This is a genomic window from Marinococcus sp. LNSP9103-4, assembly GCF_056034345.1.
Genome location: NZ_JBQLIA010000023.1, coordinates 1 through 15,748, shown reverse-complemented (window position 1 = coordinate 15,748; position 15,748 = coordinate 1). Strand labels below are relative to the sequence as shown.

The window sequence follows — 15,748 nt, the reverse complement described above, 5'->3', positions numbered from 1 at the left end:
AATGAAAATTACTGATCTATTAAAAAGAGATACCGTGCTTTTGTCTCTCTCTTCGACAGACAAAGCCGGAGTGATTGATGAACTGGTAAACAAGCTTGACACTGCCGGCCGTTTAAATGACCGGCATGCTTTTAAAGAAGCAATTGAAAAAAGAGAATCAGAGAGCTCTACCGGCATTGGTGAAGGCATCGCCATTCCTCACGCAAAAACAAGTGCTGTGGATACGCCGGCCATCGCATTCGGACGTTCACAGGCAGGCGCGGATTACGAATCACTGGACGGCCAGCCGGCACATCTGTTTTTCATGATTGCAGCGACAGAAGGGGCGAACGAAGCACATTTAACTACACTGTCCCGTTTGTCTACGCTGTTAATGGATGAAAACTTCCGACAGGATCTGCTGAATGCAGAATCTGAAGACGAAATCATGGCGGCTGTGGATGCAAAAGAAAGAGACAAGCTTGGAAGCGATGAGGAAGAAGAATCAGAAGCTTCTTCAGCTCAGGCTGCCGGAGACAGCAGTACGCCGAGAATTCTTGCAGTGACCGGCTGCCCGACTGGTATCGCTCACACGTATATGGCAGCAGACGCACTTAAGGACAAGGCAAAAGAGCTCGGTGTCTCCATTAAAGTGGAAACAAACGGTTCCGGTGGGGTTAAAAACCGTCTTACCTCTGAAGAAATCGCAAATGCGGAAGCGATTATCGTAGCTTCCGATACGAAAATTGAAATGGAACGCTTTGATGGCAAACCGCTTTTATCCACGAAAGTTACGGACGGAATCCGTAAACCGGAACAGTTAATTAACCAGGCCGTAAATGGGGAATTTTCGAAATACCGGGACTCCGGAAGAAGCTCTTCGTCGGATGAAGAACCGGCTTCTGCCGGCGGCGGCGGTGGCGGAGCAAAAGCAGTTGGTAATGCTATTTACCGCCACTTGATGAACGGGGTTTCGAACATGCTGCCATTTGTTATCGGCGGCGGGATTCTTATCGCTATTTCATTCTTCTGGGGAATTAACTCAGCAGATCCGGAAAGTGACCAGTTTAATGGATTTGCCCAGGCCTTGAACGCGATAGGCGGACAGTATGCCTTTGGATTGTTCGTAGCAGTACTTGCCGGCTTTATCGGTATGAGCATCGCAGATCGTCCTGGTTTCATGCCGGCAATGGTCGGTGGCTTTATGGCCACACAGGGTATTCCGGGGTCTGAAGATGCAACAGCTGGTTTCCTTGGCGGTATTATTGCCGGTTTCCTCGGCGGCTATGTCGCTCTCGGCGTGAAAAAAGCAATGGCAGGGCTTCCACAGGTACTCGATGGTATTAAAACGATTTTGTTCTATCCAGTTATTAATATCCTGATAACCGGTCTCCTGATGTACTACGTGTTTATTACGCCAATCGCATTTCTTAACACTGCTCTCCAGGACTGGATCACCGGTCTTGGTACAAGCAACCTGGTGCTCCTTGGTATTCTGCTTGGCGGCATGATGGCAATCGATATGGGTGGACCGTTCAACAAAGCGGCCTTTACCGTCGGTGTAGCCTTAATTGGACAGGGGATTTACGCCCCGCACGCAGCTGTAATGGCTGGCGGAATGGTGCCGCCTCTTGGTATCGCACTTGCGGTTACGTTCTTTAAGAACCGTTTTCCAAAAGAGCAGCGTTCAGCTGGGTATACAAACTATGCCCTTGGGTCGTTCTTCATTACTGAAGGTGCTATTCCATTTGCAGCAGCGGATCCGCTTCGTGTTATTCCTTCCATTATTACCGGTTCTGCAGTAGCAGGCGGTCTGGCGATGCTGTTCAACGTAGAACTGCTTGCGCCGCACGGAGGTTTCCTCGTGTTCTTCCTGAACGCTGTACAGGGTGGTGGGGTCTTCCTATACTTCCTGGCTATTCTGATCGGATCGCTCGTGACGATGATTATGCTGGCTATTTTGAAGAAGCCGCTGGAGCAGTCGAAAAACGAAGTGCAGGATTACAAGGACTCCAAAGAGAAAAAAGAAGCATCGTAACTAATATAAAAGAGAGGCCGCCAGCAATGCGGCCTCTCTTTTTTGTTCAGGCGGAAATTAAAAGCCCCCGGCCCTTTAAAAGGGCCGGGGGCTATGTTGAGTTAAGAGCTTAGTTCCAAAATAGTGCCAGTTTCAGCATCTACAATAAAGTCTAATTGACGGGTCTCACCCTGATTGGTGCTCGAAAGGCCGCCGCGGTAAACCTTGTATTCCAGGTCGTCTTTTTTGTACGTTTCCGGCGTCATATGAATCCAGGAGCCGTTAACTGGGAGGTGATCCTGCACGTTTTCTTTTACTGTCTTCAGCGCTTTTTCCGGAGAAATCTCATCTTTCTTTGTGAACTGCTTAACCAAAATCCCCAAAGCAACACCAAGACCTACTCCAATAAGAATATTCTTTGTACTCATTATTATGTCCCTGCCTTTCCATTTCTTATTTAACCAGTATACCGCAAATATTGCGTATATCCAAATACATACCCGTTTTCAATAGTGGTAAAAACGTGACTCGTCCGATAAAATGAAAATTAGGCAAAGCCTGATAATCGAAAGGGGTATCTTATGAAGCAGGAAACACTCGACATGTTTAAGTATCTAACAGAGACACCGGCGGTCCCGGGATTTGAACATAAGATTCGTACATATATGAAAAAAGAGCTTGAACCGGTAAGTGACGAAATCGTGCAGGACCGGCTCGGCAGTTTGTTTGGAGTAAAGCGCAGCGACCAGAAAGGACCGAAGGTTATGGTAGCCGGTCACATGGATGAAGTTGGTTTTATGGTCAAATCCATTGACGAAAACGGAATGATCCGGTTTCAGACGCTTGGCGGCTGGTGGAGCCAGGTTCTGCTGGCACAGCGTGTGCAGATTTATACAGAGGAAGGCAGCGTGCCGGGGGTGATCGGCTCCACACCTCCACACCTGCTTGAACCGGAGCAGCGTGAAAAGCCTATGCCGTTAAATAAAATGTTTATTGATATTGGGGCCGACAGCCGTGAGCATGCAGAAGAGCTGGGCGTGCGCCCGGGAATGCCAATATCTCCGGTGTGTCCATTCACTCCAATGGCGGATGAGAAAAAAATTATGGCGAAGGCCTGGGACAATCGGTACGGGGTTGGACTGGCACTCGAACTGATGAAAGAAGTCCAGGATGAAAACCTTCCGAACACGCTGTATGCAGGTGCTACAGTGCAGGAGGAAGTAGGACTGCGTGGAGGGCAGACGGCTGCCCAAATGATTCAGCCGGATATTTTTTACGCGCTGGATGCAAGTCCGGCGAATGACTCCACAGGTGGGAAGGATGCCTTCGGACAGCTGGGTAAAGGTGCGCTGCTGCGCATATTTGACCAGACGATGATTACTCACCGCGGCATGAGGGACTTTGTTCTCGACACAGCAGAAAGTAACAGTATTCCCTACCAGTACTTTATTTCCCAGGGAGGGACAGACGCCGGCCGTGTGCATATGGCCAATGAAGGTATTCCATCTGCCGTTATCGGTGTATGCTCCCGCTATATTCACACGTCTGCTTCACTGCTGCATGTGGATGATTATGCTGCAGCAAAGGAACTGCTGACGAAGCTTGTACGAACTACGGACCAACAGGCGCTCGATATGATTCATAAAGGAGTCTGAAGTTGAGAAAAGTAATGGTGGGTTCAGAAAATGCTGTAAAGTTGGCGGCTGTCCGCCAGGTATTGAGTCCGGACTTTTCTGTGGCGGGCATGTCTGCTGTTTCAGGAGTAAATGACCAGCCATTTTCTGATCAGGAAACAAGAGAAGGCGCTGTAAACCGGGCATGGCACGCACAAAAATATGCTGATATCGGTATAGGTCTTGAAGGCGGCGTTCAGCCCGAAGGAAAGGATATATATTTGTGCAGCTGGGGAGCACTCACGGATGGAACTGCTGTATGGACGGCGGGCGGGGCTCGTGTACTGCTTCCGGAACGTATTGCTGTTATGGTTCACAATGGAGTGGAATTAAAAACGGCAGTGGACCACTATACACAGTTGGAAAATGTCCATCAAAATGAAGGTGCTGTAGGCATCTTAACCGCTGGCCAGGTGGACCGTACTGCATTATTTCATCATATAGTCTCTCTGCTTTATGGCCAGTGGATATATCAAACGGGGCGCCGGTTTTAAACGGCGCCTTTTCATTAAATTAAAATATGGGTACAATGGAATAAAAGAAAAGGAGAGAGTGGATGCGTTCATTTTTTTTGAAAAAGGGTGTAAATTTAAGTGTAAAGACATATGGAGTTACAGCTTTGAGCTACATGGCGCTTGGCTTGTTTGCGTCTTTAATTATTGGTTTAATCATTCAGACTATCGGTCAGCAGCTCGGTATTACTTTTTTTGAAAACATGGGTGCGCTTGCGATTTCATTAATGGGGCCGGCGATCGGTGTAGCGGTGGCATATGGCCTGCAGGCACCGCCGCTGGTTGTTTTTTCCGCAGTAGCTACGGGTGCAGCCGGAGCGGAGCTCGGGGGACCGGCAGGAGCTTTTATCGCAGCTCTCGTTTCCGTGGAGCTGGGTAAGCTGATATCTAAAGAAACACGTCTGGACATTATAGTAACGCCGCTTGTGACGATTATTGCCGGCTATGGAATAGCTCAGCTTCTCGGCCCCGGTATTCAGTCGTTTATGACAGGGTTTGGAGATGTGATCGTATGGGCCACGGAACGACAGCCGCTTATTATGGGCATTTTAGTTGCCGGATTGATGGGTCTTGCCCTGACAGCGCCGATTTCAAGCGCCGCTATTGCCATTATTCTTGATTTGAACGGTATTGCAGCAGGAGCAGCTACTGTTGGGTGTGCAGCACAAATGGTTGGTTTTGCAGCCAGCAGCTTTCGGGAGAATAAATTTTCCGGCCTTGCCGCGCTGGGCATTGGTACATCGATGCTTCAGGTTCCAAACGTTGTGAGGCGGCCGCTCATTTTGATTCCGCCGACCCTTGCCGGTATGGCCGTTGCCCCTTTTTCCACAATGGTCTTTATGATGGAAAATAATGCAGCAGGTGCAGGCATGGGCACGAGTGGTCTGGTAGGCCAGATTATGACTTTCCAGACGATGGGGTTTTCTTTTGAAGTGCTCGGTGCAGTCCTGCTGCTTCATATCGCTGCCCCCGCGTTAATCAGTCTCGGTTTGTCAGAGTGGATGCGCAAACGAAATTGGATTAGAATGGGGGATATGAAGATACGGGAAGGATGACCTTTTCTGTATGCATTAATTTAAAGGAGGCAAAACAATGGAAAATTTAACTACCCAGGAATCTTTCAATCAAGCTATTGATAATGGCAATACAGTGATTATGTTCTCCGCCGGCTGGTGTCCGGATTGCACGTATATTGACCCGGCGATGCCGGAAATCGAACAGCAGTATGATCAGTTTACGTTCTACAAAGCGGACCGTGACGAGCTTATGGATGTGTGCATTGATTATGGAGTGATGGGCATACCGAGTTTTCTTGCTTTTCATAACGGGGAAGAAGTGCACCGCTTTGTAAGCAAGCAGCGGAAGACACCGGAAGAAGTACAGCATTTTCTGAATGAATCACTGGAAAAAGTCAACGCTGATTCATAAGGTTGAAAAGGGCTGTCCCTAAAAAAGGGACAGTCTTTTTTTGACAGTAAGCACGAATGTGGGAGTACACCTTTGCACATGTTACGATGGAATTAAGAATGTTCAAGAGGAGCGGTTAAGAATGGAAGTACGAAAGCTACAGCGCATACTGCGGGAACGACTGAAAGACGACAATTCCCGTACGTTTAAATATGATGATGAACAAAGCTCCCTGCGGGTCGAGCACAAGCAGCTGAAAACCGGAGTTGATCTGGATTTAAGCAAATGGGCAGCAAAATATGAACGTGAAGGAGAAAAGGCCGTGGAGGAGGTTGTGCATTATATCGATACCTCATTTCGTGCCATGGAACGTGATGTTTCCATTTCCGGTCAGGAACAATATATTTATCCAGTAATACGTTCGACTTCTTTTCCAACCGAGACGAAGGACGGGAAGGAGCTCGTATGGGACGACCATACAGCGGAAACAAGAATTTTTTACGCCCTTGATATGGGAGAAGCGTATTCATTGATCGAACAGGAAACGCTCGAAGCCGAACAAATGGAAACGGAAAGTATCCGCCGGGCTGCCCAGAGCAATTTAAAAAAGCTGGAAGTTCCGATGAAAAAAGATACGGTTGCAGGAAACACGTTTTATTTTATTAATACAAATGACGGCTATGACGCAAGCCGCATATTAAACGAAGCTCTACTGCAGAGTGTGGCTGAAGATGTGCAGGGGGATATGGCAGTAGCAGTTCCCCATAACGACGTCTTTATTATTGCAGATATCACAAACGATAACGGCTACGATGTACTCGGGCAGATGGCTTTCCGCTTTTTTAATGATGGCCGGGTACCGATTACGGCTCTTCCGTTTATGTATGAAAACGGAGAATTCGAACCGATCTTTATTTTAGCTAAAAAACGCCCTAAAACCTGATTCGCGGGAGCGTTCAAGCTGTGATACAATAAAAGTTAAGTTAGCGAAAAGGAGCCACAACGAATGAATATTTTTTATAATCCCAAAGGAATCGGGGATGTACTTCTCATCTCATTAAAACCAATAAACTCAAAGCAGCGTGAAACGGTAAAACACGGAGATGTGGCCGTGCTCACCCATGCTACAACGAAAGAAACAGCAGGCTATCATATTTTTAATGCCTCCTCCTACGGAGAAATTAAAGGAACAGGCAGAATAGCAGCGGATGCAGGTCATATCCAGCTCATTAATAAAGCCCTGAAAGAAAACAATATAGATATTTCGCTTGAGGTGCCGGCCCAGTCCGAATTTGTGGTGGGCTATGTAAACGAGAAAAAACAGCATCCGGACGCAGATAAATTGAGCGTCTGCCAGGTGGATACAGGAGAGGACACGCTTCAGATTGTCTGCGGGGCCCCGAATGTGGATAAAGGCCAAAAGGTGGCTGTAGCAGTACCGGGGGCAGTGATGCCGTCAGGAATGAAAATAAAAAAATCGAAGCTGCGCGGTGTGACTTCTACTGGCATGATCTGCTCGGTGTCTGAGCTTGCCCTGCCGGAAAAGCAGACGGAAAAAGGTATCCTCGTTCTCGGTGATGCGTATGAAACAGGCCAGGACTTTTATAAGCAGTATCACGAACGCCCGGTTTCGGCCTCCGTGTAGTAAGTGAATGAAAAACCGCTAGTCGTGCTAGGGGTTTTTCTTGTGCAGGTACAGAAAATTAAACTCAAAAAGGCCCGGTAAGAAAAGGAGGGGTTGAAAATGCCGTCATCCTTTCAACAATGGATGAAAAGAATGCAGCATTTTCTTTTTAACGATGAAGAACAGCCAGAGGACAGCAACCGTGAAAATCGTATAAAGCGCTCCGGAGAGGATCCTCCTCCATACATAGCGAGAATGACGTATCAGGAATCTGAGCCGGTGAAAATGTTTAACGTTTATCCTAAAAGCTATGAGGAAGCACAACAACAAAAAAGCAGCGCCCGAGCCCCTGACCGGCCGAGCGTAGCAAAGCTCTCGGGAGCCTCTGCTGAATCGCGCACAGCTGGACACGACCGCGGGGAAACCGAACAGGAACGCAGCGGAAAAAACTCTAAACGTTCTGAGTCCAGAGGAGAAAAAAAGGCCGGAACAGAGGAGTCCGGCTATTTTCGGGGAAAAAACTTTGAAGCAGGCAGTATCCCTTCCCCTATATTTGGATATCAGCAGGCCGACCTGCATCCGGGTAATTTAAGAGATCCGGAGGCGGAAAACAGAAAGGAAACATCTGTGCAGGAACAGATTCGGGAGGATATCGCTTTCCTGAATTCAATCCGCGCGGGAGACAGAAGGCCTTCCTCCGTAACGAAGCAGGTCGAAGAGAAAGAAGCGGGACGAAAGCGGAAGGCACCTTCCATTCTGCAGGAAGATACCGACCGCTTTATGGAAATCAGCAGGGCACAGAGAAGCGGGAAATGGGACTCGGAAACAAAAAGCCAGGAAGCAGAGAACAGTATATCGGAGAACGAACCTGAGTCAGAAGAAAAAAAAGACTCTGAGCTGTTTCCCTCAGGCACTTCGTTTGAAATAGTACCGGAGGAAGAAGCAGGTAAAGACCCCGTCGAAGAAGAGGTGCCGGAACAAGAGCAGGCTCCTCAGACGGCCTCCATCCATTGGAAAGAAGAAAGTCCTCCGGAGTCTGTCACAGAAGACGCGCAGGAAATAAAACCGGCAGCAGTAGAAAACAAGCCTGTGCCAGCACCGGAAAAAAGCGAACTGCCCGTGAATAAAAAGGAACCGAAAACAGAGCTGAAAACTCCTTCGCCTTCATCAGTGAAAGAAAAGCCGGAAGCACCGGCGAAAAAACAAAATGGCAGCAAACGGACGTCCACATCTACCCCTTTTAATGTCATGATGTATCCTAAAGATAAGCGTTCTGTTCAGCAGCAGTCAAAACAAAATGGATACCAGCTGCCATCACTTCAGCTGCTCAATATTCCTCCTAAAAAAGAAGATGAGGACGAGAGTGAGCTTGAAGAGCAGAAAGAACAGCTTGAAACTACGTTGAAAAACTTTCATGTGGATGCAAAGGTTTCCCAGATTACAAAAGGACCGTCGGTGACAAGGTTTGAAGTCCAGCCGGCGCCGGGAGTAAAAGTGACAAAAGTGACTAACCTGACAGATGATATTAAAATGGCGCTCGCGGCGAAGGATTTAAGAATGGAAGCCCCTATCCCGGGAAAGAATGCTATTGGTATTGAAGTGCCCAATCCGACATCTGCACCGGTATTTTTACGGGAAATTCTCCGCCGGGATGTATTTAAAAATCATCAATCGCCGCTCTCAGTAGCCATGGGTCTCGACATCGGCGGCAACCCTGTCATAGCTGATCTGCAAAACATGCCGCACGGGTTGATTGCAGGTGCTACAGGGTCAGGAAAGAGTGTCTGCATCAACTCCATTCTGTTGAGTTTGTTGTATAAATCTTCTCCGGAAGAGTGCAAATGGATGCTGATCGATCCTAAAATGGTGGAGCTTGCTTCGTACCGGGAGGTTCCTCACCTTATTACACCGGTAATAAACGATGCCAAGGAAGCCACGGGAGCGTTGAAATGGGCGGTCCAGGAAATGGAAGACCGCTACGAGCGGCTGGCCAGCGAAGGCGTGCGCGATATGAAAAAATATAACGAGCGCATGGAAAAACAGGGGCGCTATGCCGATAAAATGCCGTACCTTGTCATTGTAATTGATGAACTGGCAGACCTGATGATGGTGTCGCCCCAGGATGTGGAGGATGCGATCTGCCGTATTGCGCAGAAAGCAAGAGCCTGCGGCATGCACCTGCTTGTGGCGACACAGCGTCCATCAGTAGACGTCATTACAGGTCTTATTAAAGCAAACATTCCAACGAGAATAGCATTTTCTGTCTCCTCCCAGGTCGACTCACGGACTATTTTGGACGGGGGAGGCGCTGAGCGGTTAATTGGCAAGGGCGACATGCTTTTCTATCCGAACGGAGCATCCAAACCAACCCGTGTCCAGGGAACATTTGTAACAGATGAAGAAATAGATGCCGTGACAGACTTTGTAAAAGAACAGAAAAAGCCTGTTTATCAGTTCCAAAAAGAGGAGCTGCAGAAGCACCTCGAAAAAGAAGAGCATCAGGATCCCCTCTATGATAATGCGTGTGAATTCGTTATTGATCAGAAGCAGGCTTCCGCCTCCCAGCTGCAGCGCCGTTTTTCTTTAGGGTATAATCGCGCGGCCAAGCTGATCGATACGATGGAAAACCGCGGTATTGTTTCAGAGGCGAGAGGAAGCAAGCCGAGGAATGTATTAGTAACCCGGCAGGAGTGGGAACAGTCGGTATAGGCTTGCTTTCCCGTGGAAGGTTTTATATGATAAATAGAATAAAAACAAGCAGCCCGTGGAAAATCACGGGCTCTTATTCTGATACATAGGTTAAGGAGCAGCTGTTATGAAAGAAATTGAACTCAAACTGCAAGGAAAACAAAAACGATTAACAAACGAAACCTTTAAATTCGACGAACGGGTAAAGGAAGGCTGGTTCTCCGCAGTATACTTTTTGAAGACCAAAAAAATCGCAGAAAAATACAAGCCGGAAGAACGTGTGCTGATGCAGTTTTTTCAAAAGGATCACGCCGTTTTATGCGGAGTGGATGAAGCGGTGGCTTTAGTGAAAACCTTCTCCTCCAATCCGGGAGAACTTGTTATTCATGCCCTTGAAGACGGCAACAAAATCGAACCGTATGAAACGGTAATGACCGTGGAAGGAAAGTACCAGGATTTCGGCTTCCTTGAAGGCCTGATCGACGGTATACTTGCGAGGCGTACATCTGTTGCTACAAATGTCTTTAATGTCGTGAATGCGGCAAAAATTTCCGGAAGAAAAAAGCCCGTAATTTTTATGGGAGACCGGGATGATCATTTCACGCAGCAGGCAGGAGATGGGTACAGTGCTTTTATTGGAGGCTCCAAGGCTCAGGCGACTCACGCGATGAGTGAATGGTGGGGCAAAAAGGGAATGGGCACGATGCCGCACGCCCTTCTCCAGCTCTTCGAGGGAGACATTATTCAGGCGACACGCGCGTACAAAGAAACATTCCCTGAAGATGAACTCGTAGCACTGGTGGATTACAATAATGATGTTATTACCGACTCTTTGAAGGTTGCCAGGGAATTCGGCAGGGAGCTCCAGACAGTGCGTCTTGATACGTCAGGCAGTATGGTGGATCAATATTTCTGCCGGCATCCGGAGGTGCTTGGCTCTTTTAATCCTACCGGCGCCAATCCCGAACTGATTTTTGCCTTACGTAGAGTGTTGGACGAAGAAGGATTTCAGCATGTTAAAATAATGGTAAGTGGTGGTTTCAACGCGGCCCGTATTGAGGAATATGAAGCAAAAGACGTTCCTGTTGATATTTATGGTATTGGCAGCAGTTTATTAAAAATCCATATCGGTTTTACGGGAGACAATGTATTGCTAAATGGAAAACATGAAGCTAAAGCGGGGCGGAAATACCGCCCTAATAATCGAATGGAGTTCGTAGAGTATTAATTTTCCCGGAAAGGAGTTCTTGGCCGTGCGTTCGGATATACAAAGGCATCGACAGCGCCGGCAGGCGGAAGCGGACCGGTGCCTCGAAAGCCTGCTTGCAGCATTTAAAGCCTGGAAAGAAGAAAATACGAACCTGCGTGAAAAGGTGCGTGCCAAGCATCTTTTTGCCGAACAGACCGGGATCGCGGTGGACCAGGTGGAAAAGAAACCGTGGGACATGCTGTTTGAGGAATGGTTTTCATATGACTATGTGACTATCATCGGAACGCATTTATTTGATATGTTCTTAAAGCAGACGCTGACTGAGAGGACCCGCATGGATCTCCAGCTCGGGGGTCTGCTGTTAACAGCTTCCTGGATGCCGGTGGAATTGAATGAAAAAAACTACTGGGTTAGGGCAGTAGGGAGGCAGGAATTTTCAAACCGGGTGCAGCAGGACGCTGCTTTGGAGCCGGCTGTATCCTCCATCTGGCTTGTTCGGACAGCACGTGTAGGCTTTGAGGACACCCGTCTGGGACAGGCAGTACCGCTTCGGGTTGATGCCGAAGGTTTTCAGGCACTTATGCTTGAGGCGGAAAAAGCTTACCAAAGGGAAGAACACATTAGATGGCATAAAGAAAAAGGGGCCTCCTGGCTGCAGTTTGCGCTCCCGTCTGTTAGTTTTTAACCTGAAACGAAGACGGGATTCAGGCTTTTCTGCCCAATTCAAGTCGTTCCATTGGAGGAACTAAAGGTTTTTGCTATAATAAGACAAGTATGTTTACATATGATACACACCATGAAAAACGATCTCTTTCACCTGTGCGTTTCGGCGGCAAGGTTTTTTGAAAGAACGGAGGAAGACAATATGTCTAATTATCATTTTATTGGAATTAAAGGATCCGGTATGAGTGCTCTTGCCCAGATTCTGCACGATATGAATCACACTGTACAGGGCTCAGATGTTGAAAAAACGTTTTTTACCCAGCAGCCTCTTGAAAAGAAAAATATCTCTATTCTTCCTTTTCAGGCTGATAACATCCAGGAAGGCCAGACAGTAGTTGCTTCAGCAGCTTATGGTGATACACACGAAGAAGTGAAAAAGGCAAAACAGTCAGGACTGGAAGTTCATTCATACCCTCAGTTTTTAGGAGAATTTCTTCAGAATTTTACATCGATAGCAGTGGCAGGCTCTCACGGCAAAACGACCACCACCGGTCTTTTAGCCCATGTGCTCGAGGCGTATAAGCCGACCTCATACTTGATTGGTGACGGCACAGGAAAGGGTATGGAAAACAGCCGCTTTTTTACGTTTGAAGCCTGTGAATACCGTCGTCATTTTTTAAACTATGTACCTGATTACGCCATCATGACAAATATTGATTTTGATCACCCGGACTACTTTTCTGATGTGGACGATGTCGTGCAGGCATTTAATGAAATGGCTCAAAAAGTAAAAAAGGGTATTGTGGCCTGCGGTGACGATGAGCATCTTCAAAAGCTGCACGCTCCGGTACCAATTGTTTATTACGGTATTGAAGGAAAGCATGACTTTAATGCAGAAAACATATTAGTAGACGAAAACGGCACCAGCTTTGATGTACAAATCCGCGGGGACCGTTTTGGCAGGTTTACTATTCCGGGCTATGGCAATCATCATATTTTAAACGCGCTCGCCGTTATTGCCATCTGCCACTATGAAGAAGTGCCCGCTTCTATTATCCGTGAACAGCTGGCTTCTTTCAGCGGGGTAAAACGCCGGTTTACAGAAAAAATCTCCGGGTCTCAGGTGTTGATTGATGATTATGCCCATCACCCTACGGAGATCCGTGCCACCATTGAGTCAGCGAAACAAAAGTACCCTAGCCGTTCGGTAGCAGCTGTTTTTCAGCCGCATACGTTTTCAAGAACCAAGGCTTTTCTTGATGATTTCGCAGACAGTTTGCAGATGGCAGACTACGTTTACCTTTGCGATATTTTCGGCTCAGCCAGGGAAAAGGATGGAAGCTTAAGCATAGATGATTTAAAGCAGCGTATTCCTGGAGCAAGAATAATTCAGGAGGACGGTATCCAGGTGCTTGAAACGCATAATGATGCTGTGCTTTTATTTATGGGAGCCGGAGACATTCAAAAGTTTCAAAGTGCCTATGAAGCTCACCTTGAATCCTCCAAACAGTAAAATTGAAAGGACGGGAAGCAAAAGCTTTCCGTTTTTTTGGTATTACTATCAAAAAAGAGGATAAACCGGCATCCAGGTGATTGTTTTTTCATCCAAGAGGCATACTTTTTACCAGGAAAGGGAACAGTGGGATAGAAAGAACCTCTATGAAGAATGGAGTTTCAAACCAAACAAATAGTGGTAAAATGGCGACAGGAGGTGTATTGTGATATGGCTATTTTAGGATACATAAGCGCGCTGATTGCAGCGATCGCTTTTGCCGTTCTAATTATTTTCCTCGTGAAAACGCTGAAGACAGCTACCACAATGATGGAGCGCGTAGGGAATACAATGGAACAAGTAGAGCAGCAGGTACAGGGCATTACCAGGGAATCAGAGGCTATGCTTAACCGTTCTAATACTATTATGGAAGACGTGCAGACTAAAACAGAAAGTATTAATGGTTTTGTAGGGTCGCTGCAAAATGTCGGGGAATCGGTGGACAATGTTAACCACTCATTCCGCCGTGTAGCCGATTCCGTTTCCAATTATTCTTCAAAACAATCAGAGCAGGTCACCCAGGTGATTCAGTGGGGGAATGCCTTTATTGATTTGTATGCCCGCTGGAAAAAACGGACAAAATAAAAGGGGACGATAAAGAATGGCTTCATACAACACAAAAGACTTTATTATTGGCACGATTATAGGAAGTATTGTAGGGGCGTCAACAGCGCTGCTTCTTACTCCAAAGTCCGGGGAAGAATGGCGCCAGGATCTTTCTGAAGGCACCCAGTCAGTAAAACAGAAATCAAGCGGATTAACTTCCGAGGCGTACGAAAAAGGCAGTGATTGGGCAAATCGTGCTAAAGATAAGTCCAGCGAGCTGGCCAAAAATGTTTCTGCCCAGTCTTCTCATTTATATGAAAGAGTGAAAGGAAGCTCGGGAGAAAACGAGGAAAAGTCTGCTGAAGAGCTGGCCAAAGAACTTAATGAACGTATTGATGAAAGTGAAGAAGCAGCGGCAGAAGATGTAAAAAAAGATGTACGCGATCTGCATAAAGATTCAACAGAAAATAACAGCAATAATACGTAAAAGTTAAGGCCGTTGCGTCAAACGCAGCGGTTTTTAATATGTTTTTTTAATTAAATATAGACGTAAAGCTTATTCTAAAGGTAAAAATACTTTAACACTTAAAAGCGTTTAAGAAATAAAGAAAAAAGGGCTGACAGAACAGAATTCTTCGTTTATAATGGGGCGTAATCGAAAAGATAAGTAATTGACTGAAGGAGTGGAGAGTATGAGTAACGAACAGTTAGATGCCCTGAGAGAACAATTGGATGATGTGAACGTAAAGCTATTGGAACTGATTAATGAACGTGGACGCCTGGTCCGGGAAATCGGGGACGTAAAAAGCAAGTCTGGACAGAAGCGGTTCGATCCGGTACGTGAGCGCCATATGCTTGATCATATTGCAGAACATAACGAAGGGCCTTTCTACACTTCTACGGTTCAGCATATTTTCAAACAAATCTTCCAGGCAGGGCTTGAGCTTCAGGAGGACGATAATCGTAAAGAACTGCTGGTATCCCGGAAGAAAAAGCCTGAAGATACAATTGTTGACCTGAAGGGCGAGAAAATCGGAGACGGTTCTCAGCGTCTTGTTGCAGGTCCTTGTTCCGTAGAAAGCTACGAACAGGTATATGAAGTAGCTAAATTCATGAAAAGCCAGGGCATTCGCCTTCTGCGCGGCGGGGCATTCAAGCCGAGAACTTCCCCGTACGATTTCCAGGGACTTGGTAAAGAAGGCCTTGAAATTCTGCGCCGTGTAGCTGATGAACTGGATATGGTAGTAATCAGCGAAATTGTGAGCCCGCAGGATGTAGAGATGTCACTGGATTACCTCGACGTTATTCAAGTCGGTGCGAGAAACTCCCAAAACTTTGAACTGTTAAAAGAAGTGGGCGGTGTAGACAAACCTGTCTTAATGAAACGTGGCATGTCTTCGACTATCGATGAATTGATTAAAGGTGCTGAATACATTCTGGCTAAAGGGAATGAAAATATTATTCTTTGCGAACGCGGCATCCGTACGTACGAAAAAGCAACGAGAAACACCCTTGATATTTCTGCAGTACCAATTCTGAAAAAAGAAACACACCTTCCAGTAATGGTGGATGTGACACACTCTACGGGCAGAAGAGATCTGCTTGAACCAACAGCACGTGCAGCATTTGCTATCGGTGCAGATGCAGTCATGGCTGAAGTACACCCTGATCCAGCTGTTGCTCTTTCTGATTCCGCTCAGCAAATGGATCTTGCTCAATTTGAATCGTTCCTGGATTCTTTACGGGCTTCCGGATTATACAAATCATAATTCAGTACAAGAAAAGCACAGGGCTTCCTGTGCTTCAGATTGTAGACAAAGGCCTCCGAAAATGGATTTCGGAGGCCTTTGTTGTGCCATCGAAAGAAAAAAGAAGCC

The 15,748-nt window shown here is 46.9% G+C and carries 15 protein-coding genes; 14 read left to right on the top strand and 1 reads right to left on the bottom strand.

The window, feature by feature from the left end; all coding sequences use genetic code 11:
- Position 1 precedes the first annotated feature (1 nt).
- Positions 2-2,017, top strand: coding sequence for a PTS fructose transporter subunit IIABC (locus ACTRXG_RS13685; RefSeq protein ID WP_474285488.1), 2,016 nt, complete (start codon positions 2-4; stop codon positions 2,015-2,017).
- A gap of 101 nt (positions 2,018-2,118) precedes the next feature.
- Here the strand turns inward: ACTRXG_RS13685 and ACTRXG_RS13680 are convergent, their stop codons facing one another.
- The gene (locus tag ACTRXG_RS13680; RefSeq protein ID WP_298785361.1) at positions 2,119-2,424 is read right to left on the bottom strand and encodes a PepSY domain-containing protein; all 306 of its coding nucleotides are present in this window, start codon (positions 2,422-2,424) and stop codon (positions 2,119-2,121) included.
- Between the two features lie 153 nt (positions 2,425-2,577).
- On the opposite strand from ACTRXG_RS13680, the gene ACTRXG_RS13675 reads away from it, so the two are divergent.
- The 13 genes from ACTRXG_RS13675 (at position 2,578) to ACTRXG_RS13615 (ending at position 15,640) form a co-directional block, all read left to right on the top strand.
- Positions 2,578-3,651 (top strand): M42 family metallopeptidase, encoded by a 1,074-nt coding sequence (locus ACTRXG_RS13675; protein WP_474285486.1) that lies wholly within the window; start codon positions 2,578-2,580, stop codon positions 3,649-3,651.
- A 2-nt stretch (positions 3,652-3,653) separates the two neighbouring features.
- Positions 3,654-4,163, top strand: a complete 510-nt coding sequence (locus tag ACTRXG_RS13670; RefSeq protein ID WP_474285485.1) for a DUF84 family protein — start codon at positions 3,654-3,656, stop codon at positions 4,161-4,163.
- A 62-nt stretch (positions 4,164-4,225) separates the two neighbouring features.
- On the top strand, positions 4,226-5,236 hold the full coding sequence (locus ACTRXG_RS13665; RefSeq protein WP_474285483.1) for a PTS sugar transporter subunit IIC: 1,011 nt from the start codon (positions 4,226-4,228) through the stop codon (positions 5,234-5,236).
- Between the two features lie 37 nt (positions 5,237-5,273).
- Positions 5,274-5,609, top strand: a complete 336-nt coding sequence (locus ACTRXG_RS13660) for a thioredoxin family protein (RefSeq protein ID WP_091616835.1) — start codon at positions 5,274-5,276, stop codon at positions 5,607-5,609.
- Positions 5,610-5,730: 121 nt separating this feature from the next.
- Positions 5,731-6,531 (top strand): DUF1444 family protein, encoded by an 801-nt coding sequence (locus tag ACTRXG_RS13655; protein WP_474285481.1) that lies wholly within the window; start codon positions 5,731-5,733, stop codon positions 6,529-6,531.
- A gap of 63 nt (positions 6,532-6,594) precedes the next feature.
- Complete coding sequence (gene ytpR / locus ACTRXG_RS13650) at positions 6,595-7,233, top strand: YtpR family tRNA-binding protein (protein ID WP_474262982.1); 639 nt, start codon at positions 6,595-6,597, stop codon at positions 7,231-7,233.
- Between the two features lie 99 nt (positions 7,234-7,332).
- Positions 7,333-9,921 carry a DNA translocase FtsK gene (locus ACTRXG_RS13645; RefSeq protein WP_474285480.1) on the top strand — a complete coding sequence of 863 codons (2,589 nt, stop codon included), beginning with the start codon at positions 7,333-7,335 and terminating at the stop codon, positions 9,919-9,921.
- A 106-nt stretch (positions 9,922-10,027) separates the two neighbouring features.
- Positions 10,028-11,128, top strand: a complete 1,101-nt coding sequence (locus ACTRXG_RS13640) for a nicotinate phosphoribosyltransferase (protein ID WP_474285479.1) — start codon at positions 10,028-10,030, stop codon at positions 11,126-11,128.
- Positions 11,129-11,153: 25 nt separating this feature from the next.
- Positions 11,154-11,795, top strand: coding sequence for a hypothetical protein (locus ACTRXG_RS13635; protein ID WP_474262989.1), 642 nt, complete (start codon positions 11,154-11,156; stop codon positions 11,793-11,795).
- A gap of 180 nt (positions 11,796-11,975) precedes the next feature.
- Positions 11,976-13,286 (top strand): UDP-N-acetylmuramate--L-alanine ligase, encoded by a 1,311-nt coding sequence (gene murC, locus ACTRXG_RS13630; RefSeq protein WP_474262991.1) that lies wholly within the window; start codon positions 11,976-11,978, stop codon positions 13,284-13,286.
- Between the two features lie 210 nt (positions 13,287-13,496).
- Positions 13,497-13,910 (top strand): DUF948 domain-containing protein, encoded by a 414-nt coding sequence (locus ACTRXG_RS13625; RefSeq protein ID WP_022795220.1) that lies wholly within the window; start codon positions 13,497-13,499, stop codon positions 13,908-13,910.
- A gap of 16 nt (positions 13,911-13,926) precedes the next feature.
- Positions 13,927-14,358, top strand: a complete 432-nt coding sequence (locus tag ACTRXG_RS13620; RefSeq protein WP_474262993.1) for a YtxH domain-containing protein — start codon at positions 13,927-13,929, stop codon at positions 14,356-14,358.
- 205 nt (positions 14,359-14,563) lie between these two features.
- Complete coding sequence (locus tag ACTRXG_RS13615; RefSeq protein WP_022795222.1) at positions 14,564-15,640, top strand: bifunctional 3-deoxy-7-phosphoheptulonate synthase/chorismate mutase; 1,077 nt, start codon at positions 14,564-14,566, stop codon at positions 15,638-15,640.
- Positions 15,641-15,748 lie beyond the last annotated feature (108 nt).